Annotated in this window: 17 protein-coding genes; 10 read left to right on the plus strand and 7 right to left on the minus strand. The window is 63.1% G+C overall.

What is annotated here, in order from left to right; all coding sequences use genetic code 11:
* Nucleotides 1-3: 3 nt before the first annotated feature.
* Nucleotides 4-1,434: a cytochrome ubiquinol oxidase subunit I gene (locus CXQ80_RS19865; protein WP_101322096.1), complete on the minus strand. Its 1,431-nt coding sequence runs from the start codon at nt 1,432-1,434 to the stop codon at nt 4-6.
* A 344-nt stretch (nt 1,435-1,778) separates the two neighbouring features.
* On the opposite strand from CXQ80_RS19865, the gene CXQ80_RS19870 reads away from it, so the two are divergent.
* Entirely contained in the window at nt 1,779-3,044 is a 1,266-nt protein-coding gene (locus tag CXQ80_RS19870) for an MFS transporter (RefSeq protein ID WP_101322097.1), read from the plus strand.
* Here CXQ80_RS19870 and CXQ80_RS19875 read toward each other — a convergent pair.
* The gene (locus CXQ80_RS19875; protein WP_101322098.1) at nt 3,021-3,527 is read right to left on the minus strand and encodes a GNAT family N-acetyltransferase; all 507 of its coding nucleotides are present in this window, start codon (nt 3,525-3,527) and stop codon (nt 3,021-3,023) included. The two genes, CXQ80_RS19870 and CXQ80_RS19875, sit on opposite strands and share 24 nt — an antisense overlap.
* Before the next feature lie 203 nt (nt 3,528-3,730).
* Between CXQ80_RS19875 and CXQ80_RS19880 the strand changes: the two genes are divergently transcribed.
* Nucleotides 3,731-5,026, plus strand: a complete 1,296-nt coding sequence (locus tag CXQ80_RS19880; protein WP_101322099.1) for an NCS2 family permease — start codon at nt 3,731-3,733, stop codon at nt 5,024-5,026.
* Nucleotides 5,023-6,108, plus strand: coding sequence for a tRNA (uridine(54)-C5)-methyltransferase TrmA (gene trmA / locus CXQ80_RS19885; RefSeq protein ID WP_101322100.1), 1,086 nt, complete (start codon nt 5,023-5,025; stop codon nt 6,106-6,108). The genes CXQ80_RS19880 and trmA overlap by 4 nt, the downstream gene beginning before the upstream one ends.
* 212 nt (nt 6,109-6,320) lie before the next feature.
* On the opposite strand, the gene pcaG is transcribed toward trmA, so the two are convergent.
* Both pcaG and pcaH read right to left on the minus strand, forming a co-directional pair.
* A complete protein-coding gene (pcaG, locus tag CXQ80_RS19895; protein ID WP_101322101.1) occupies nt 6,321-6,926 on the minus strand; it encodes a protocatechuate 3,4-dioxygenase subunit alpha in 606 nt (201 codons plus the stop codon).
* A gap of 11 nt (nt 6,927-6,937) precedes the next feature.
* A complete protein-coding gene (pcaH, locus tag CXQ80_RS19900) occupies nt 6,938-7,657 on the minus strand; it encodes a protocatechuate 3,4-dioxygenase subunit beta (RefSeq protein ID WP_101322102.1) in 720 nt (239 codons plus the stop codon).
* A 199-nt stretch (nt 7,658-7,856) separates the two neighbouring features.
* Between pcaH and CXQ80_RS19905 the strand changes: the two genes are divergently transcribed.
* Complete coding sequence (locus tag CXQ80_RS19905; protein WP_101322103.1) at nt 7,857-8,741, plus strand: neutral zinc metallopeptidase; 885 nt, start codon at nt 7,857-7,859, stop codon at nt 8,739-8,741.
* Nucleotides 8,742-8,992: 251 nt separating this feature from the next.
* Complete coding sequence (locus CXQ80_RS19910; protein WP_101322104.1) at nt 8,993-10,912, plus strand: methyl-accepting chemotaxis protein; 1,920 nt, start codon at nt 8,993-8,995, stop codon at nt 10,910-10,912.
* A 64-nt stretch (nt 10,913-10,976) separates the two neighbouring features.
* Here the strand turns inward: CXQ80_RS19910 and ggt are convergent, their stop codons facing one another.
* From ggt to CXQ80_RS19925, 3 genes are all read right to left on the minus strand, one after another.
* The gene (gene ggt / locus CXQ80_RS19915; protein ID WP_101323105.1) at nt 10,977-12,644 is read right to left on the minus strand and encodes a gamma-glutamyltransferase; all 1,668 of its coding nucleotides are present in this window, start codon (nt 12,642-12,644) and stop codon (nt 10,977-10,979) included.
* Nucleotides 12,645-12,884: 240 nt separating this feature from the next.
* The gene (locus CXQ80_RS19920; RefSeq protein ID WP_101322105.1) at nt 12,885-13,781 is read right to left on the minus strand and encodes a LysR family transcriptional regulator; all 897 of its coding nucleotides are present in this window, start codon (nt 13,779-13,781) and stop codon (nt 12,885-12,887) included.
* 87 nt (nt 13,782-13,868) lie between these two features.
* Nucleotides 13,869-14,459 carry an NAD(P)H-dependent oxidoreductase gene (locus CXQ80_RS19925; protein WP_101322106.1) on the minus strand — a complete coding sequence of 197 codons (591 nt, stop codon included), beginning with the start codon at nt 14,457-14,459 and terminating at the stop codon, nt 13,869-13,871.
* Between the two features lie 181 nt (nt 14,460-14,640).
* Between CXQ80_RS19925 and CXQ80_RS19930 the strand changes: the two genes are divergently transcribed.
* The 5 genes from CXQ80_RS19930 to CXQ80_RS19950 all read left to right on the plus strand — a co-directional run bounded on the left by CXQ80_RS19930 (nt 14,641) and on the right by CXQ80_RS19950 (nt 19,200).
* Nucleotides 14,641-14,955, plus strand: a complete 315-nt coding sequence (locus CXQ80_RS19930) for a putative quinol monooxygenase (protein ID WP_101322107.1) — start codon at nt 14,641-14,643, stop codon at nt 14,953-14,955.
* A gap of 98 nt (nt 14,956-15,053) precedes the next feature.
* Nucleotides 15,054-15,659 (plus strand): CDP-alcohol phosphatidyltransferase family protein, encoded by a 606-nt coding sequence (locus tag CXQ80_RS19935; RefSeq protein WP_101322108.1) that lies wholly within the window; start codon nt 15,054-15,056, stop codon nt 15,657-15,659.
* A gap of 45 nt (nt 15,660-15,704) precedes the next feature.
* Complete coding sequence (locus tag CXQ80_RS19940; protein ID WP_101322109.1) at nt 15,705-17,459, plus strand: bifunctional alpha/beta hydrolase/class I SAM-dependent methyltransferase; 1,755 nt, start codon at nt 15,705-15,707, stop codon at nt 17,457-17,459.
* A complete protein-coding gene (locus CXQ80_RS19945) occupies nt 17,459-18,784 on the plus strand; it encodes a phosphatase PAP2/dual specificity phosphatase family protein (RefSeq protein ID WP_101322110.1) in 1,326 nt (441 codons plus the stop codon). The genes CXQ80_RS19940 and CXQ80_RS19945 overlap by 1 nt, the downstream gene beginning before the upstream one ends.
* Nucleotides 18,769-19,200: a hypothetical protein gene (locus CXQ80_RS19950; protein ID WP_101322111.1), complete on the plus strand. Its 432-nt coding sequence runs from the start codon at nt 18,769-18,771 to the stop codon at nt 19,198-19,200. Before CXQ80_RS19945 ends, CXQ80_RS19950 begins: the two co-directional genes overlap by 16 nt.
* The last annotated feature ends 6 nt before the right edge of the window (nt 19,201-19,206 follow it).

Below are 19,206 nucleotides of genomic sequence, written 5' to 3' on the forward strand. Positions count from 1 at the left end.
GGCTCAGTTCCTCTCGGTCAGGCTGGAGTTGGCCTCATGGCCGTCATCGGCAGCGGACAAGGGCCGCGCCGGGGTCCGTTTTTGCCCTGGGCCGCCAGGTGGCTGCTCTTCTTCACCGGTATGCGGGCCTTTGCGCACCAGGCGCATCATGTACGCCAGGCCGGTGCCGAACACCGCAAAGTAGACCACCACGAACATCACCAGCGTGAAGCCGAGCTGGCCGTAGCTGTGGTTGGAGACGCCATCGGCCGTGCGCATCAAGCCATACACCACCCACGGCTGGCGGCCGACCTCGGTGGTGAACCAGCCAGCCAGAATAGCGATCAGCCCGGATGGCCCCATCCACAACACGAAGTACAGGAACGGCCGCGAATGGTAGATCGCGCCGGTTCTACGCAGCCACAGGCTCCACAGGCCAGCGGCAATCATCAGCATGCCCAGCGCAACCATGACCCGGAACGACCAGAAGATGATCGTCGAGTTGGGCCGATCCTCTTTGGGGAATTCCTTCATGGCCGGCACTTGCTTGTCCAGGCTGTGGGTCAGGATCAAACTGCCGAGCACCGGAATCTCGACCTTGAAGCGAGTGGTTTCGGCTTCCATGTCGGGGATGCCGAACAGAATCAGCGGGGTCGCCTCACCGGGTTTGTTCTCCCAGTGGCCTTCGATCGCGGCGATTTTCACCGGCTGGTGCTTGAGCGTATTGAGCCCATGGAAGTCGCCGATGATCGCTTGCACCGGGGCCACGATCAGGGCCATCCACATCGCCATCGAGAGCATCTTGCGCACGGCCGGGTTGTCGCGCCCGCGCAGCAGATGCCAGGCCGCCGAGGCGCCGACGAAGAACGCCGTGGCGACGAAGGCGGCGGTGGCCATGTGCGCCAGGCGGTAGGGGAACGACGGGTTGAAGATCACCGCCAGCCAATCCACCGGGATTACCCGGCCATCGATGATTTCGTGGCCCTGTGGGGTCTGCATCCAGCTGTTGGAAGCCAGGATCCAGAAGGTCGAGACCAGCGTGCCCAGCGCCACCATCAGCGTCGAGAAGAAGTGCAGGCCTCGGCCTACTCGGCTCCAGCCAAACAGCATGACGCCAAGGAAGCCCGCTTCGAGGAAGAAGGCAGTGAGCACTTCGTAGGTCAGCAATGGCCCGGTGACGGCGCCGGCGAAATCAGAGAAGCGGCTCCAGTTGGTGCCGAACTGATAGGCCATGACCAAACCCGAGACCACGCCCATACCAAAGTTGACGGCGAAGATCTTCGACCAGAAATGGTAGAGATCGCGGTAGATGCGGTTGTCGGTTCTCAACCAGAGGCCTTCGAGAACGGCCAGATAACTGGCCAGGCCAATGGTGATGGCCGGGAACAGGATGTGAAAGGACACGGTAAAGGCGAACTGGATTCGGGCGAGCTCTAGGGCTTCTAAGCCGAACATGGTGCTTCCTCTTCAGGTGAACCGGCATTTCGGGCTTGTGGCCCTGATGCCCACTGCCCCCACGGTTATCGAGTGCGACCTGTTGGAATTGTTCTATTCGATTGCAGGGATTCACGCCGCACAGGCCGATCAATGCATTTGCAACGATTGACCCAGATCAATGGCTGTATCCAGCATAGCCCCGAATTCCGCCCCAGGGCCTGTGGCTGGATGCCGCGTGGCGCATTGCCCCACCCTCTTCCATGCAATGGCAAAAGGTGCTTGAGCAGGACTTATGCAACTCTTTGTTACAAACAGATGATAGGCTGCAGAGCCCCGGGTTTCTTATAGGTCGCAGGCTGCCGATGTCCGACTCTGCTCCGCTGTTGTTGCGTCACCACCGCCCCTTTCTCGCGTTCTGGCTGGCCCGCGTATTTACCGCGAGCGGCTTTCAGATGCTCACTGTGGCGATTGGCTGGCAGCTCTATCAGCTGACCGGCAACGTGCTCGATCTGGGCCTGGTCGGCCTGGTCGAATTCGCCCCGCGGGTGTTGTTCATGCTGCATACCGGGCACGTGGCCGACCGCTATGACCGGCGCCGGGTGGCGGCGCTGTGCCAGAGCCTGCAAGCGCTGATTGCGCTGGCACTGGTGCTCGGCAGTGCCACCGACAACGTCAGCCGTGAGCTGATCTTCTGCCTGGCCTTCCTGCTCGGCGCCGCACGTTCGTTTGAAATGCCGGCGACTCAGGCCCTGCTGCCCAACGTGGTCCCGCCCGGACTGTTCCCGCGGGCCGTGGCAGCCTCGGCATCGGCGACCCAGGCCGCCACTATCGTCGCCCCTGCGGTCGGCGGCTTGTTGTATGCGCTGGGCAGCATCTGGGTGTACGGCCCGACCGTGGCGCTGTATGTGATCGCCTGCGGCCTGACCCTGAGCCTGGATGCCCGCCAGCAGGTCCAGCAGCGCGGCCGGGCGACGCTGGAGTCTCTATTGGCCGGGATACGCTTCATCCGTAGCCGGCCGGACATCCTCGGTGCCATCTCGCTGGACCTGTTCGCCGTGCTGCTGGGCGGCGCCACGGCGTTGTTGCCGGTGTTTGCCAAGGACATCCTGTTGACTGGCCCGTGGGGCCTGGGCCTGCTGCGTTCGGCGCCGGCAGTCGGCGCGCTGTTGATGTCGGTATGGCTGGCGCGCTTCCCGTTCGAGCGCAAGGTCGGCCGGACCATGTTCACCGCAGTCGGCGTGTTCGGCGTGGCCACCATCGCCTTTGGCCTGTCGACCTCGTTCTGGTTCTCGCTGGCGGTGCTGGTGGTGCTGGGCGCGGCAGACATGATCAGCATGGTCATCCGCAGCGCTTTCGTGCAGCTGGAAACGCCTGACGAAATGCGCGGCCGGGTCAGCGCGGTAAATGGATTGTTCATCGGGGCTTCGAACCAGCTCGGGGAGTTCGAGTCAGGCATTACCGCGCACTGGTTCGGCACCGTACCGGCAGTGGTGCTGGGCGGCGTCGGCACGCTGGTGGTGACCGGGGTGTGGATTAAGTTGTTCCCGACCCTGGCCAACCGCGATCAACTGCACAGCCAGCCGGTAGCAGAAGCGCCAGCGGCGTCAGCCGCACCGATCAAAGGTTGACCCCGCCAGCAGCAGGCTCATCTGCTGCTCGTAGCCGACCCGGGCGCGAAAGCCATTGCCGCTTTCGCGCCAGCCGGTTGCACGGTACAAGGCCAAAGCGCCGAGGTTGGCGCGGTCCACTGACAACTGCAGGCGCCTGATCTCAGGCCACATGGTGCGCAAGAGAGCCGGTAGCGCCTGCATGCAAAAGCGCCCAAGGCCCTGCCCCTGAAACCTGCAGTCGACCTGCAACGCAGTCATCATCGCTGCATCAGGTTGACCCCAGGCGGGCAGAAATGCGCCACGCTGAAGCAGCAGAAACGCTCTGGGCACATCATCGAGCAACAGCGCGACGCCGCGGCGCTGATCAGAGCCGCAACCGAGTAACAGATACAAGGCATCAGCGATATCGCCGGCGAAGCACTGCTGCTCTGACGGCAGCTGGATCTCCAGCAGTTGCCCACGCTGGGCCGGGGTTAGCTGCGAGTAGTCAATCAGCTGCACAGCGGCATCTCGGCGGCGGCCGTCTGGGTGATCGGCACTGAATGCACAGTGTATCGCGACATTGATTACCGCTCAGCAAGCATGCTGGTATGATGCGCGGCTTTTTTCTACCCCAGATAAAACCACGGCATCCGGTACGGTCTGTGCTTTGCTGATGAGGTCGATACATTAACGGCGCCCCGGAGGCGTCTTTGGGAGCGGGCATGCTGGAAAGGCTGTTTCAACTAAAAGCACACAACACCAACGTGCGCACCGAGATACTTGCGGGCGTGACCACGTTCCTGGCCATGGCCTACATCCTCTTCGTCAACCCGAGCATCCTCGGCGAGACCGGTATGGACAAGGGCGCGATCTTTGTCGCGACGTGCCTGGCTGCGGCCATCGGCTCGGCGACCATGGGCCTGATCGCCAACTACCCGATCGCACTGGCGCCGGGTATGGGCCTGAACGCCTTCTTCACTTACACCGTGGTCCTGCACATGGGCCATACCTGGCAGGTGGCGCTGGGTGCGGTATTCATCTCGGCGGTGTTGTTCTTCCTGCTGTCGATCTTCCGCATCCGCGAGTGGATCGTGAACAGCATTCCGCTGCCGCTGCGCTCGGCCATCGCCGCCGGTATCGGCCTGTTCCTCGCGCTGATTGCGCTGAACAATGCCGGCATCGTCGTTGATAACCCAGCCACCCTGGTTGGTTTGGGCGACCTCAAGAAGCCTGCTCCGGTGCTCGCTGCACTGGGCTTCTTCCTGATCGTCGCGCTGGAAGCGATGAAGGTTCGCGGTGCAGTACTGATCGGCATTCTAGCCGTCACCGTAGCCTCGATCCTGATGGGCGTGACGCCGTTTGCCGGTGTAGTCTCGATGCCGCCATCGCTGGCGCCGACCTTCCTCCAGCTGGACATCGCTGGTGCTTTGGATGTGGGCCTGGTCAGCGTGATCTTTGCCTTCCTGTTCGTCGACCTGTTCGACAACTCCGGCACCTTGATCGGCGTGGCCAAACGCGCAGGCCTGATGAGCAAAGACGGCCACATGCCGAAAATGGGCCGAGCACTGATCGCCGACAGTACCGCAGCCATGGCCGGCTCGCTGCTGGGTACCTCGACCACCACCAGCTACATCGAGTCGGCAGCAGGTGTAAGCGCCGGTGGCCGTACTGGCCTGACCGCCATCGTGGTCGCGGTGCTGTTCCTGCTGGCGCTGTTCTTCGCGCCGTTGGCCGGCAGTGTGCCGGCCTTCGCCACCGCACCGGCGCTGTTGTTCGTCGCCGTGCTGATGGCCTCGGGCCTGGCTGAAATCAACTGGGACGACGTCACCGAGGCCGCCCCTGTGGTGGTGACTGCCCTGGCCATGCCGCTGACCTACTCGATCGCCAACGGCATCGCCTTCGGCTTCATTGCCTGGACCGCGATCAAGCTGCTGTCGGGCCGCCGCCAGGACCTGAACCCGGCGCTGATCATCCTGTCGATTCTGTTCGTTATCAAGCTGGGCTGGTTCAACGCATGAGTTCTGTTTTCGATCCATCTGCCTACCAAAGCCTGCTGGCGCCAAAGGTCGAGCGCCTGCGCGAGCTGCTGGCGCCGTTCAGCGCGCCCGAGCCTGTGGTGTTCGAGTCGCCGCGCGAGCATTACCGCCTGCGCGCCGAGTTTCGCCTGTGGCGTGAAGACGGCCAGCGTCACTACGCCATGTTCGCCCCGGGCGAAAAGCACAAGGCGATCCTGATCGAGGATTTCCCGATTGCCAGCCAACGCATCAATGCGCTGATGCCGCGGCTGAAAGCGGCCTGGCAGGCGAGCGAGACGCTGAGCAATCGGCTGTTCCAGGTGGAGTTCCTGACCACCCTGGCCGGCGATGCGATGATCACCCTGTGCTATCACCGCCCGCTCGACGACGAGTGGGAAGCTGCCGCCCGCGAGCTGGCCGCCGAGCTCGACGTGAGCCTGGTCGGCCGCTCCAAAGGCAAGCGTTTGGTAATTGGCCGTGACTATGCGGTGGAAAAACTCGACGTCGCCGGCCGCACCTTCAGCTACCGCCAGCCCGAGGGTGCTTTTACCCAGCCCAACGGCGCGGTCAACCAGAAGATGCTCAACTGGGCCTTTGAGGCCATCGGCGAGCGCGATGACGACCTGCTCGAGCTGTACTGCGGCAACGGCAACTTCACCCTGCCGCTGGCAACCCGCGTACGCCAGGTGCTGGCCACCGAGATCAGCAAGACCTCGGTCAATGCCGCCTTGCACAACCTCGACGAGAACGGCGTGGATAACGTGCGCCTGGTGCGCCTGTCGGCCGAAGAGCTGACCGAGGCACTGAACGAGGTGCGCCCGTTCCGCCGCCTGCAGGGCATCGACCTGAAGAGTTATCAGTTCGGCACGGTGTTCGTCGACCCGCCGCGCGCGGGGATGGACCCGGATACCTGCGAGCTGACTCGACGCTTCGAGCGCATCCTGTACATATCCTGCAACCCGGAAACTCTGGCGGCCAACATCGCCCAGTTGCACGATACGCACCGGATCGAACGCTGCGCCCTGTTCGACCAGTTCCCCTATACCCACCATATGGAAAGCGGTGTGCTGCTGGTCCGACGCTGAACCGACCTCTGCCGGGGCTGCAATGGCCTCGGCACGGCCACCCCACCAGCATCGAGCAACTGGCCAGCCAGGCCCTGCTCGGCTACAGCCGCCTGACCCACCCGCAGCGCTTGCAGCTGCGCAGCCCGGCAGACGAGCAGTGCGATGTACTGATGCCGGCGCCAGCGAGGCTTTTGGGGGCCTCGCTGGCGTAGGCTGGTTTCAGGCTTGTATCAGAAGTCGAAGAACACCGTCTCGCCTTCGCCCTGAATCCGCATGTCGAAGCGATAGGCAGTCTTGCCGTCGACTTCGCAGCGTTTGGCAATCAGCGTCTCGCGCCGTTGCGGCTGCTCGATCAGGTTGAGCACCGGGCACTTGGCGTTGGCCTCGGCTTCGTCATCAAAATACAGCCGCGTGTGCAGTTGGATATTGATGCCGCGGGCAAACAGGCTGATGTTGATGTGCGGCGCCATTGGCACGCCGGCGGCATTCTTGACCACACCCGGTTTGACCGTGTGCAGCGTCCAGTCACCGGAGTCGAAGGTGGTGGCGGTACGGCCAAAGCTGTTGAACGGGTTTTCCAGGTTGTACTGATCCTGGTACTGGCCGTCGGCATCGGCCTGCCACACTTCCAGGAACGAATCACGCACCAGATGGCCATTGCCATCGTAGACCTGACCGATCAGCAGGATGTGCTCGCCGGCGGCTTCAGGGCGCGCCAGGGTGTTCCAGATTTCGCTCGGCCGAACCGGGTTACCCGCTGCTTGCAGGGCCAGGCCGATGTGCACGTAAGGGCCGGCAGTCTGCGACGGGGTTTCCGGCAGCAATTCAATTGGCATGTCGCGGCTCCTCAGCGGTTTTCGAAGTGGGTCTGGCGCTGACCGCGCAGAACGATGTCAAAACGGTACGCCAGGCAATCCATCGGATTGGCGTTGCTCATGTCGAGCTTGGCAATCAGTTGCTGCACCGCTTGCGGGTTGGCGATCGACTTGACGATCGGGCACAGCGGGATCAGCGGGTCACCTTCGAAGTACAGTTGGGTAATCAACTTGGTCGAGATCGACGGGCCGCTGATCGAGAAGTGAATGTGCGCCGGGCGCCAGTCATTCGGGCCGTTGCGCCATGGGTACGGGCCGGGCTTGATGGTGCGGAAGCTGTAATAGCCATCGCGGTCGGTCAGGGCCCGGCCGACACCGCCGAAGTTGGGGTCCAGCGGCGCCAGGTAACGGTCGTTCTTGTGGCGGTAACGGCCGCCGGCGTTGGCCTGCCACATTTCCACCAAGGTGTTTGGCACTGGTTTGCCGTACTGGTCGATCACTCGGCCGGCGACGATGATGCGCTCGCCGATCGGCAGGCCACCGTTGTCGAAGTTGAGCAGCAGGTCGTTGTCGTGCTGGCCAAAGCCCAGGTGAGTGAAGTCCGGGCCGGTGGTTTCACTGATCGACTGCGGGATGCTGACCAGCGCCTGGCGCGGCGAGCGGGCAATCGATGTCTTGTAATCTGGGGTCAGCGCTTTCGGGTGCCAGTTGCGATCACGGATCACGAAGCGGCTGGTGTCCTCGGCAGGCATACCGGTGTTCCTCTTATTGGAGTTGTGCGAGCGCCCGTGCGTGGCGGGCGGACTTGCAGTTTCCGATAGCCTGGATGGGATGAATATTGAAATCAGCGGTCTTAGCCATAACTGTTTGGTTATGCCTTGCAGCGTGCCTGCACAAGGCAGCAGCACTGAACTAATCTATACCCTCAACCTCGCGGTTTGGAGAAGCTCGATGGAATGGCGAAAAGGTCGGCGTAGCGACAATGTGGTCGATGCTCGCGGTGCAGGCGGCGGCGGTGGCGGCGGCATGCGCTTTGGCGGCGGCAAGGGGCTGGGCCTGGGCGCCATCCTGCTGATCGTCGGCATCGGCTGGATGACCGGCCAGGACCCGCTGCAGATTCTCGGCCAACTGACCGGGCAGATGCAGCAAAGCGCGCCGGCCAACGTCGAAGGCAAGGCGCCGCCGGCCAATGATGATCAGGCAGCGTTCGTTGCCTCGATCCTGGGTGACACCGAAGACACCTGGAAGGCGCTGTTCGCCCAGGCCGGCAAGCAATACCGTGACCCCAAGCTGGTGCTGTTCAGCGGCCAGGTCAATTCGGCCTGCGGCTTCGCCTCCTCGGCGGTCGGGCCATTCTACTGCCCGGCTGACCAGAGGGTGTACCTGGACATGACCTTCTTCCGCGAAATGGAAACGCGCTTTGCCGCCGCCGGCGACTTCGCCCAGGCCTACGTCATCGCGCACGAGATCGGCCATCATGTGCAGACGCTGCTCGGCGTCTCCAATCAGGTCCAGGCCGCTCGCCAGCGCGGGCAGAAGATGGAAGGTGACAACGGCCTGCTGGTGCGTCAGGAATTGCAGGCCGACTGTTTTGCCGGGGTCTGGGCTTATCAGGCGCAGAAACGCCTGAACTGGCTGGAACCGGGTGACATCGAAGAGGCACTAAACGCCGCCAACGCCATCGGTGATGACCGCTTGCAACAGCAAGGCCAAGGTCGCGTGGTGCCGGATTCGTTCACCCACGGCACGTCGGCGCAGCGCGTACGCTGGTTCAAGACCGGCTTCAGCGACGGTGACGTCAACCGCTGCGATACCTTCAACGCACGCACGCTGTAATTCCCCGCCAATCTGCATGCAACAACGCCTCTTGAGCACTTTGCGCTCAGGAGGTGTCGTTGAATGCACCGCTTTTTAACGCCAATGCCGCAGTAAAACTCTCGGATTTTCAGACAGTTACAAATCTGCTGAAAAAGCGTTTCAGCTAGCCCGATTGTGGCCGATAACTCATGCACGAATCAGCGGGCCCCGGGAAGAATAACGCCAGCGATTGACAACAACTGAGCGAATGATCTTTATGGAGTGCGTGCATGAACAGTTGGTTTGCCAACATCAGCGTCAACCTCAAATTGGGCCTGGGCTTTGGCCTGGTCCTGCTTTTGACCGGCCTGCTGGCCCTGACCGGCTGGAACAGCTTGGGCAGCTTGATCGACCGCAGTAACTGGATGAGCGACATCAGCCAGCTCAACAAAGACCTCACCGACCTGCGCGTAGCACGTCTGCAGTACATGATCGCCAACGGCGATGACGCCGCTGCGGCCAACACCCAGACCAAACTGGACACCTTCAGTGCCCAGCAGCAGCGCTTGGTGGCCTCGTTCAAGAGCCCTGAAAACGTCAAGCTGCTCAACGAGCTGGGCGCGATCATCAGCGACTACAAACTGTCGCTGAGCAAGATGCGCGCGGGCTACAAGACCACCCTCGCCAACCGCGAGAACATGAACCAGACTGCCGCCAAGTCCGATCAGATCCTTGATGCGATCAGCCGCGACGTGTTGGCCCAGCCGGAAGTCGACAGCGTACGCCTGGCCCAGTATCAGGCCATCAGCAAGACGCGTCAGCAGTTGCTGCAAGTGCGCGTCGATGTACGCGGCTACATCGCTGACAACAGCGCAGCCAATGAACAGGCCGCCCTGCGCCAGCTCGACGCGGCCCTGGTCGAGATCGACAACCTCAAGCGCCAGCTACCCAACGAAAGCACCCGCCTGCAACAGTTCGACCAGAGCGTGCAGGCTTACCGCTCGGCCGTGCGTGACTTCCGCGACGCCACCGCCGCCATCGCCGTGGCCCGCGCCGAGATGACCATGCAAGGTGCCGACATCGTCAAGCGCAGCGATGCCCTGTACAAGATCCAGCTCGAGCGCCGCGACATCGAAAGCGACCAGGCGCGCCATCTGCAGATCATCTCGACCCTGCTGGCATTGTTGGTCGGGGTATGCGCCGCGATCATCATCACCCGCCAGATCACCCGCCCGCTGCGCGAAACCATGGACGCCGTCGAGCGTATTGCCGGTGGCGACCTGTCCAGTGAGCTGCGGGTCACCCGCCGTGACGAGTTGGGCGTGCTGCAACAAAGCATCAGCCGCATGGGCAGCACCCTGCGCGAGTTGATCGGTGGTATTCGTGATGGCGTAACGCAGATTGCCAGCGCCGCCGAAGAGCTGTCGGCCGTGACCGAGCAGACCAGCGCCGGTGCCAACAGCCAGAAAGTCGAGACTGACCAGGTTGCCACTGCCATGCACGAGATGGCTGCGACCGTGCAGGAAGTCGCCCGCAACGCTGAACAGGCTTCGCGCGCGGCAACGGGTGCCGATGATGAAGCGCGTGCCGGTGACCGGGTGGTGGGCGAGGCGATCAACCAGATCGAACGCCTGGCCGACGAAGTCCAACGCTCGACTGACGCAATGAACCTGCTGCAGCAGGAAAGCCAGAAGATCGGCAGTGTCATGGACGTGATCAAGTCGGTTGCCGAGCAGACCAACCTGCTGGCATTGAACGCGGCCATCGAAGCTGCCCGCGCCGGTGAAGCCGGGCGTGGTTTCGCCGTGGTCGCCGACGAAGTGCGCGGCCTGGCGCAGCGTACGCAGAAGTCCACCGAAGAGATCGAAGAGCTGATCGCCAGCCTGCAGAACGGCACCCAGCAAGTGGCCAACGCCATGCTGGGCAGCCGCAACCTGACTGAAAGCAGCGTCGAGCTGGCGCGCAAGGCCGGTGGTTCGCTGGAGAACATCACCCGCACTGTGTCCAACATCCAGTCGATGAACCAGCAGATCGCCGCAGCCGCCGAGCAACAGAGCGCGGTTGCCGAGGAGATCAGCCGGAGCATTCTCAATGTACGCGATGTGTCGGAACAGACAGCCGCAGCCAGTGATGAAACCGCCGCGTCGAGCGTCGAGCTGGCACGCCTTGGCAGTCATCTGCAGACGCTGGTAAGCAAGTTCCGCGTGTGACCGCTGCCTTGTGAACTGCTCAGCCCGGACAGCGCAATGCTGGCCGGGCTGAGCAGCACTGGCGTTACTTGACGATCATGCCAACACCACGACCGCGCGGGTCGGAGGCGGTTTCAAGCTTGCCATCGGTGACGCGAATGGCCTGGATATCGCCCATCTCCCAGCCCTGATCCTCAAGCACATAGCCCATCTTTTTCAGCTCGTCGGCGACCTTGCCGGTCAACGGTGCATAGCTGTCGAAGTAGATAGTGTCCTTGGGCAGCAGCTGGTGATGCACGCGCTGCGCTGCAACGGCCTTGGCCAGCGGCATGTCGTAGTCGTAGAGGTTGTTCATCACCTGGAAGATCGAGGTGAAGATGCGCGAGCCCCCCGGCGTACCGATGACCAGGCTGACCTTGCCGTCGCGGGTCACCAGGCTTGGGCTCATCGACGACAGCATGCGTTTGCCCGGAGCAATCGCGTTGGCATCGCCGCCGACCACGCCAAAGGCATTGGCGGTACCGGGCTTGCTGCTGAAGTCATCCATCTCGTCGTTGAGCAGGAAGCCTGCGCCCTTGACCACCACACCACTGCCGTAGTCGAGGTTGAGGGTGTAGGTGTTGCTGACCGCGTTGCCCTGTTTGTCGACGATCGAGAAGTGCGTGGTTTGATGCGGCTCCAGCCCCGGGCGGACCTTGTCGGTGGCGGAGATGGCGGTTGGGTTGACCTGCTCGGCGCGCTTTTTCAGGTAGTCCTTGGCCACCAGCTTGTCTACCGGTACCTCGGTGAAGGCCGGGTCGCCAAGATAGTCGGCGCGGTCGGCGAACACGCGCTTTTCAATCTCGGCCAGCAGGTGGATGTAGCGCGCCGAGTTCTGCTCGACGCCCTTGAAGTCTGCCGCGCGGTTTTCCTTGATCCCGAGCAACTGCGCCAGTGCTACGCCGCCGGAGCTTGGCGGTGGCGCGGTGTAGACCACGTTGCCGCGCCAGTCGATGGCCATCGGCTCGCGCCAGAGGGCTTTGTAGTCCTTCAGGTCGTCTTTGCTGATCAGGCCGTTATCGGCCTTCATCTGCGCAACCAGCAGGTCGGCGGTCTTGCCTTGATAGAACTCGCTGACGCCTTTGTCGGCGATGCGTTCGAGGGTCTGCGCCAGCTCCGGCTGCTTGAACAGCTCGCCGACTTTCATGCTGCCGAAATAATCGTTGAAGTTGGTCGCGGTCTTGAACAGGCCTTGGGCATCGTCGCGATACTGGTACTGCTTCTGGGCGATCTTGAAGCCGTTGTTGGCGTAACCGATGGCCGGAGTCAGCAGCTCGCTCCAGGGCAACTTGCCGAACTTTTGATGCGCCTCCCACAAGCCCATTACTGTGCCCGGTACGCCAGCGGCGCGCACGCCGACCAGGCTGAGGTTCTCGATGACCTCGCCTTTTTCGTCCAGGTACATATTGCGGGTGGCCGCCTTGGGCGCCACTTCGCGGTAGTCGAGGAAGTACGCTTTGCCGTCCACGTACAGGGTCATGAAGCCACCGCCGCCGATGTTGCCGGCTTCTGGATAGGTGACTGCCAGGGTGAAGGCAGTGGCCACGGCGGCATCGACGGCGTTGCCGCCTTTTTTCAGGATATCGGCGGCGACCTGTGCGCCATATTGATCGGGCGCGGCCACTGCGCCACCTTCAAGAGTCACCGCGAAGGCCGACGAACAGCTCAGGATCGCGGCCCCGAGGGCCATGGACTGGAACATGACGAGACGCATGAGCACTTCCTTGGTGTTGTTTTTGTTGATCACTTATTAACACTGAAGCGTTTTGACTAAGCAAACGCACCAGACACAGGACGACGGCATTGCGTCATTCGTGTCGTTTTTAGAACGGTTCTTAGGATCGAGATTGCTGGGGCCGCGTCAGCCTGAGTGGACGCGGTCGGCGTAGGAGCGGCCTTGTGTCGCGAAAGGGGTGCGCAGCACCCCCGGCAATCCCGGACCAGTACCACGCGCTCAGCAGGCATACGCCGCCAGCTTGGCCTGGATGAAATCAAGGAAGCACTGAATCCGCAGCGCCAGCTGGGTGTTGCGGTAGTAAACCGCATGAATCGGCTGCCGGTACCCATTGTTGGCCTCGCTCAACAGCACGTGCAGGCGCCCGGCGCGGATATCTTCGTGGGTCATGAAATGCGACAGGCAGACGATACCCTGCCCGGCCAGCGCCAGCTGGCGCAAGGTCTCGCCACTGGATGCGGTCAACTGCGGGCGGATCCGCCAACTGTCGCCGTCGGCGTGGCGCAGCGGCCATTGGTTGAGGCTGTCCAGCGAGCTGAAGCCGAGCAGGCAGTGCTCGCTCAAGTCACTGACCTGGCGCGGCACGCCGTGGCGTTGCAGGTATTCGGGGCTGGCCAGAATCTGGATCGGGCTGCAGCCCAGCGAGCGCGCATGCAGGCTGGAGTCGGCCAGCTCGCCGATGCGGATGGCGACGTCGGTGCTTTGCTGGAGCAGATCGATGATCAGGTCATCGGTGTTCAGCTCCAGCTCGATGGCCGGGTACAGCGCGCGAAACTCAGCGATCCAGGGCACGATCGCGTGCAGCATGAATGGTGCTGCAGCGTTGATGCGCAGGCGCCCCGACGGCGTCTGCCGGTGCAGCGACAGGCGCTCTTCGAGCTCGCTCATCTGTTCGAGGATGGTCCGCGCGTGCAGTACAAAGAACCGCCCTTCTTCGGTCAGGTCCATGCGCCGCGTGGTGCGGTTGATCAGCGTGGTGCCAAGCTTGCCTTCCAGCCGCGCCAGGGTGCGGCTGACCGCAGACGGGGTTTGCCCGAGTTGCTCGGCAGCGGCGGAAATCGAGCCGCAGTCGATCACGCTGACGAATACCTGGAGTTCTTCTGAGCGGGTTTTCACGGCAGTGCCTGGGCCAGGATGAGGCCTGGATTGTCGGCCGTTTATTGCCGGGCAAGCAACTGCCGCGTCGGTCACGCCGCGCATCGCTTACCGGGCCTGGCCGAACACCTTGGCCAGATGCGCCTCGTAGGCTGCCACGGTAGCGGCCACATCCGGGCGCTTCATCACATCGACGGCGAGGAAGGTTGGCAGGCCGCTCATGCCGAGGAACTGGTTGGCCTTGTGGAACGGGAAGTACACCGCATCCACGCCCTTGCCTTCAAAGAAGTCGTTGGGGTCGTCGAAGGCCTGTTGCGGCGCGTTCCAGGTGGCCGAAATCATGTACTGCTTGCCCTGGATCAGGCCGCCACTGCCGTACTTCTGCGAAGCGTCGGAGCGGGTCCGGCCGTCGCTGGCGTAGAGGCTGCCGTGGCCTTCGGTGAACACTTCATCCAAGTACTGTTTGACGGTGTACGGGGCACCCATCCACCAGCCGGGCATCTGATAGATGATCACGTCGGCCCAAAGGTATTTCTGCACTTCTTCCTTGATGTCGTAGCCGCCGTCGATGAAGGTTTGTTTGACATCGAAACCGGCCCGGTCCAGATAGGCCAGCGCGGCATCGTGCAGGGTTTCGTTCAAGCGGCCGTCGGAGTGGGCGAACTGTTTGCCGCCATTGAGCAGAAGAATCTTTTTCATATCGAGCCTCTAAGGTTCTGTGTCGATGCGCAGACCGATGCACTTCAGATGGCTGCAGGTTAGAGGCTCGCCCGTGGCGGAAACAGCCAGCATTGGGCAAATCAGTTTTGCCTTGTAATCACGAATCATCACCAGACTGTTGCTTTAAAATCGCTTCTCCACTTATTTGCAAGGTGCAGTCATGAACGCTCAATACGCCTTTATTCTCAAAGCCAAGACCCGCCCGGAAAAGGCCGAAGCATTCGAGCAACTGTTCCGCGCCTACGTCGAACCAAGCCGCCAGGAACCGGGCTGCGTCGAATACCACATGTTGCGCGATCAGCAGGACCCGAGCCTGTTCATCTTCTATGAGGTGTGGGCCGATCAGGCGGCGTTCGATGCGCACTGCGCGCTGGCCCATATGCAGCAGTTTGCCGCGCAGCGCATGGACTATCTGGAGCGCGATTTCGAGGTGCAACGCATCGACATGCTCAGCGCCGCCTCGGGTAAACGTTGAGCCGTTCAAATAGCTGACAAATGTCGCTTGCCGCCAGCGGCCGGGCTTCTCACAATCCACCGATTGGCTTTCATTGCGCACCCGATAAGGATCTCCCCGTGCCGTCCATTTATCAGCTCAAACCCCGCTTCCAGGCCCTGCTGCGGCCCACCGTGCAGCGCCTATACGACCGCGGGGTGACGGCCAATCAGGTCACGGTTGCCGCTGGGATAGTCTCGCTGCTGCTGGGCCTGCTGCTGGCCTGCTTTGCCGACATCCACGGGCTGTTCATCCTGCTGCCGATCTGGATGCTGCTGCGCATGGCGCTCAACGCGGTGGACGGCATGCTCGCCCGCGAGTTTGGCCAGCAGTCCAGGCTTGGTGCCTACCTCAATGAACTGAGCGACGTGATCGCCGACGCTGCGCTGTACCTGCCGTTTGCCCTGCTGGTCGGGGTATCGCCCGTGCTGGTGGTGGTGCTGGTGTTGAGCGCGCTGATCAGCGAATACGCGGGGGTGATGGGCCCGCTGGCCGGTGCAGCGCGGCGCTACGACGGGCCGATGGGCAAGAGCGATCGCGCGTTTGCCTTTGGCCTGCTCGGTACCGGCGTCGCCTTTGGCCTGCTCGATCCAAGCTGGATCAACGGCCTGCTGCTGGTGATTCTGCTGCTCTCGCTCTATACCCTCTACAACCGGGTACGTCAGGGCCTGACCCACGCCAACTGATCGTCGCCACTGACCGCACCGCCGCCAGCCAAAAGGACCTTTGCCATGCGCCAGGCGCAATCGCTGCACTTCTCTACCCATGACGGCGTCGAGCTGCACTATCGCTACTGGCCGGCCATCCGCAGCGAGCATCAGCCGCGTCGGGCGGTGGTGATGTTCCACCGCGGCCATGAGCACGGCGGGCGCCTGGCGCACCTGGCAGACGAACTGGACATGCCCGGCTATGACTTCTTTGCCTGGGACGCACGTGGCCACGGCCAGTCGCCAGGGGCGCGCGGCGACAGCCCGAGCTTTGCCATCAGCGTGCGCGATGTGCAGACCTTCATCGAGCACATTCAAACCCGCCACGGCATCGCCGAAGACAACACCGTGGTGCTGGCGCAAAGCGTCGGTGCCGTGCTGATTGCCACCTGGGCGCATGACTACGCGCCCAAGGTACGCTGCCTGGTGCTGGCCTCGCCGGCGTTCAAGGTCAAACTCTACGTGCCGTTCGCCCGCCCAGGCCTGAAGCTGATGAAAGCCGCGCGCGGCAACTTCTTCGTCAACAGCTACGTCAAGCCACGGCTGCTCACCCACGACCCGGAGCGGGTGGCTTCGTATGTGGCCGACCCGCTGATCAGCCGGCCCATCTCGGTGACCATGCTGCTCGGCCTGTATGAAGCCGCAGACCGGGTAGTGGCGGACGCTCAGGCGATCCAACTGCCGACCCAATTGCTGGTTTCGGGCGCCGACCTGGTGGTCGAGCGGGCGCCGCAGGAGCAGTTCTTCGAGCGCCTGGGCAGTGCCCGCAAAGAGCTGCACCTGCTGCCTGGGTTCTTCCACGACACCCTTGGCGAGCGTGACCGCAGCCATGTACTGCCGCGCATCAAGCGCTTCGTCGAGCACTGCTTCGATGCCCCGCTGGCGGCACCTTCGCTGCTCGATGCCGACCAGTCCGGCGCCAGCTGCGCCGAAGCCGAAAGCCTCGCAGCAAAGCTGCCGCGCAACTCGCCACGGGATCTGTACTGGCGCGCCACCCGCGCCGGCCTGCGCCTGGGCAAAGGCATGGCAGACGGGGTCAAGCTGGGCTTCGATACCGGCTTCGACTCCGGCAGCACCCTTGACTATGTCTATCGCAACCAGGCCACTGGCAAGGGCAAGCTGGGCCAGATGATCGACCGCAACTACCTCGACGCCATTGGCTGGCGCGGTATTCGCCAGCGCAAGCTGCATGTCGAAGAGCTGCTGCGCGAAGCGATCCGGCGCCTGCGCGAGCAGGGCCGCACAGTCGATATCGTCGACATCGCCGCCGGCCATGGCCGCTACATTCTTGAAGCCTTGCAGGAACTCGAGCAACTGCCGGACTCGATCCTGCTGCGCGACTACAGCGAACTGAATGTGCAGCAGGGCACGGCGCTGATTGCCGAAAAGGGCTTGGGCGATATCGCGCGTTTCGTCCAGGGCGACGCCTTTGACCGGCAGAGCCTGGCCACACTCGAGCCGCGCCCGAGCCTGGCTGTGGTTTCCGGGCTGTACGAACTGTTCGCCAGCAACCAGATGGTCAGCACCTCGCTGGCCGGCCTGGCTGATGCCGTCGAAACGGGCGGCTATCTGGTCTATACCGGCCAGCCGTGGCACCCGCAGCTGGAGATGATCGCCCGCGCCCTGACCAGCCACCGTGGCGGTCAGGCCTGGGTCATGCGTCGACGCAGCCAGGCCGAAATGGATCAGCTGGTTGCCGCCGCTGGTTTTCGCAAGATCACCCAGCGCATCGACGAATGGGGCATCTTCAGTGTCAGCCTGGCGCAGCGGGTCGAGTGATGGCGCGTGAAGCCGGGCTGATCCGTCGTGGGGTCTTGTGGCTACTGCTGCTCGGGCCGTTTTTCTTTCTCAGCTACGGCCTGGCCAACACCTACACGGCGGGCCGTGCCGATGTCGGCAGCCTGGTGTTCGGCTGGGAAAGCCAGATGCCGTTGTGGCCGTGGACGATCATCCCGTACTGGTCCATCGACCTGCTCTACGGCCTGTCGTTTCTGCTGCCACGCAACCGCCGCGAGATGGATCGCCACGCCCTGGCCTTGTTGAGCGCGCAGCTGATCTGCGTGGCCGGCTTTCTGCTCTGGCCGCTGCGCTTTACCTTCGAGCGACCGGAGCTGAGCGGCCTGTTCGGCTGGCTGTTCGATGTGCTGATGGGCTTCGACAAACCGTTCAATCAGGCGCCCTCGCTGCACATCGCCCTGCTGGTGATCATCTGGACTATGTTCGCCCGCCACCTGCGCAACCCGCGTGGGCGCTGGCTGATGCACGGCTGGATGGCGCTGATCGGGGTGTCGGTGCTGACCACCTGGCAGCACCACTTCATCGACTTGCCGAGCGGTGCGTTGGTCGGGCTGCTATGCGTCTGGCTGTGGCCTCGCGACGGTCAACCACCGTTGCAAGCTGCGCGTCTGGCGCAGGATCCCAAGCGCTGGCGGCTGGCGCTTTACTACACCCTGGGCGCTGCGCTGTGCACCGGTTTGGCGAGTTGGGCCGGCGGCGCCTGGCTGTGGCTATTGTGGCCGGCACTGGCGCTGCTGCTGGTGGCCTTGAGCTACGCGGTACTCGGTGCCAGCGCGTTTCAAAAAGGCGCTGATGGGCGCCTGTCGATGGCCGCCAGCTGGCTGTTTGCACCCTACCTGCTCGGCGCCTGGATCAACTCGCGGCTGTGGACGCGACGCCATCCGCAGGCGGACGAAATCTGTGACGGGGTCTTCCTCGGCCGTATTCCGGCAGCCGGTGAGGCGGGGCAGTTTTCGGCGATTGTCGACCTGTGTGCCGAACTGCCATGCCTGGCAGCCAAACCATTGGCAAACCATTACCGTAGCCTGCCGGCCCTGGATCTGGTGGTCGCCGATCTACAGCTGTGCCGCGCCGCCGCCGACGCTATCGAGACGCTGCGCCAGCAAGGGCCGTTGCTGGTCTGTTGCGCGCTGGGTTACTCGCGCAGCGCCACCGCCGTCGCCGCCTGGTTGCTGCTCAGTGGCCGCTGCACGAGCCTGGCTGAAGCCGAACTGCGCTTGCGCCAGGCGCGCCCGGGCATCGTCCTGCGCAGCGCACACCAGCACATGCTCAGGCAACTGGAGGGGCAAGCATGCACCTGCGCGTAACCGCCAGCCTGCTCGGCCGCGGCCAGCAACTGGAGCGACTGTCCGACGGCATCAGCCTGATCGCGCTGGGCTATGGCCTGGCGCCGCTGCTGGGCGCCCCACTGCCGCTGCTGGGCAGTGGCTTATGCGCCCTGCTGGTGATACTCGGCCTTGTGCATAAATACCTGGCGGTGCGAGTCGCGCTGGATGCCGAGTTATTTGCCGAGCTGGCTTCGCGGAGCGACCTACCAGCCGCTACGGGCCAGCTCGACCGCGCCTTGTTCGACCTCAACCTCAAACCCAGCGCCAGCGACCCGCGCGACTGGACCACGCGCAGCCAGGCTGCGCTCGGCCTGTTACGCCGCCAAGGCCTGTGCCTGGCCCTGCAGATCGCGCTGTGCCTGACTACGCTGCTGACACTCCCTTTGATCGGATAAGACCCG

The organism is Pseudomonas sp. 02C 26 (assembly GCF_002843585.1).
Taxonomy (GTDB): Bacteria; Pseudomonadota; Gammaproteobacteria; order Pseudomonadales; family Pseudomonadaceae; genus Aquipseudomonas; species Aquipseudomonas shirazensis.

Coding starts and splice junctions, on each gene's coding strand:
- CXQ80_RS19865 (WP_101322096.1), bottom strand. CDS start 1,434: ATGTTCGGCTTAGAAGCCCTAGAGCTCGCCCGAATCCAGTTCGCCTTT.
- CXQ80_RS19870 (WP_101322097.1), top strand. CDS start 1,779: ATGTCCGACTCTGCTCCGCTGTTGTTGCGTCACCACCGCCCCTTTCTC.
- CXQ80_RS19880 (WP_101322099.1), top strand. CDS start 3,731: ATGCTGGAAAGGCTGTTTCAACTAAAAGCACACAACACCAACGTGCGC.
- trmA (WP_101322100.1), top strand. CDS start 5,023: ATGAGTTCTGTTTTCGATCCATCTGCCTACCAAAGCCTGCTGGCGCCA.
- pcaG (WP_101322101.1), bottom strand. CDS start 6,926: ATGCCAATTGAATTGCTGCCGGAAACCCCGTCGCAGACTGCCGGCCCT.
- pcaH (WP_101322102.1), bottom strand. CDS start 7,657: ATGCCTGCCGAGGACACCAGCCGCTTCGTGATCCGTGATCGCAACTGG.
- CXQ80_RS19905 (WP_101322103.1), top strand. CDS start 7,857: ATGGAATGGCGAAAAGGTCGGCGTAGCGACAATGTGGTCGATGCTCGC.
- CXQ80_RS19910 (WP_101322104.1), top strand. CDS start 8,993: ATGAACAGTTGGTTTGCCAACATCAGCGTCAACCTCAAATTGGGCCTG.
- ggt (WP_101323105.1), bottom strand. CDS start 12,644: ATGCGTCTCGTCATGTTCCAGTCCATGGCCCTCGGGGCCGCGATCCTG.
- CXQ80_RS19925 (WP_101322106.1), bottom strand. CDS start 14,459: ATGAAAAAGATTCTTCTGCTCAATGGCGGCAAACAGTTCGCCCACTCC.
- CXQ80_RS19930 (WP_101322107.1), top strand. CDS start 14,641: ATGAACGCTCAATACGCCTTTATTCTCAAAGCCAAGACCCGCCCGGAA.
- CXQ80_RS19940 (WP_101322109.1), top strand. CDS start 15,705: ATGCGCCAGGCGCAATCGCTGCACTTCTCTACCCATGACGGCGTCGAG.
- CXQ80_RS19945 (WP_101322110.1), top strand. CDS start 17,459: ATGGCGCGTGAAGCCGGGCTGATCCGTCGTGGGGTCTTGTGGCTACTG.
- CXQ80_RS19950 (WP_101322111.1), top strand. CDS start 18,769: ATGCACCTGCGCGTAACCGCCAGCCTGCTCGGCCGCGGCCAGCAACTG.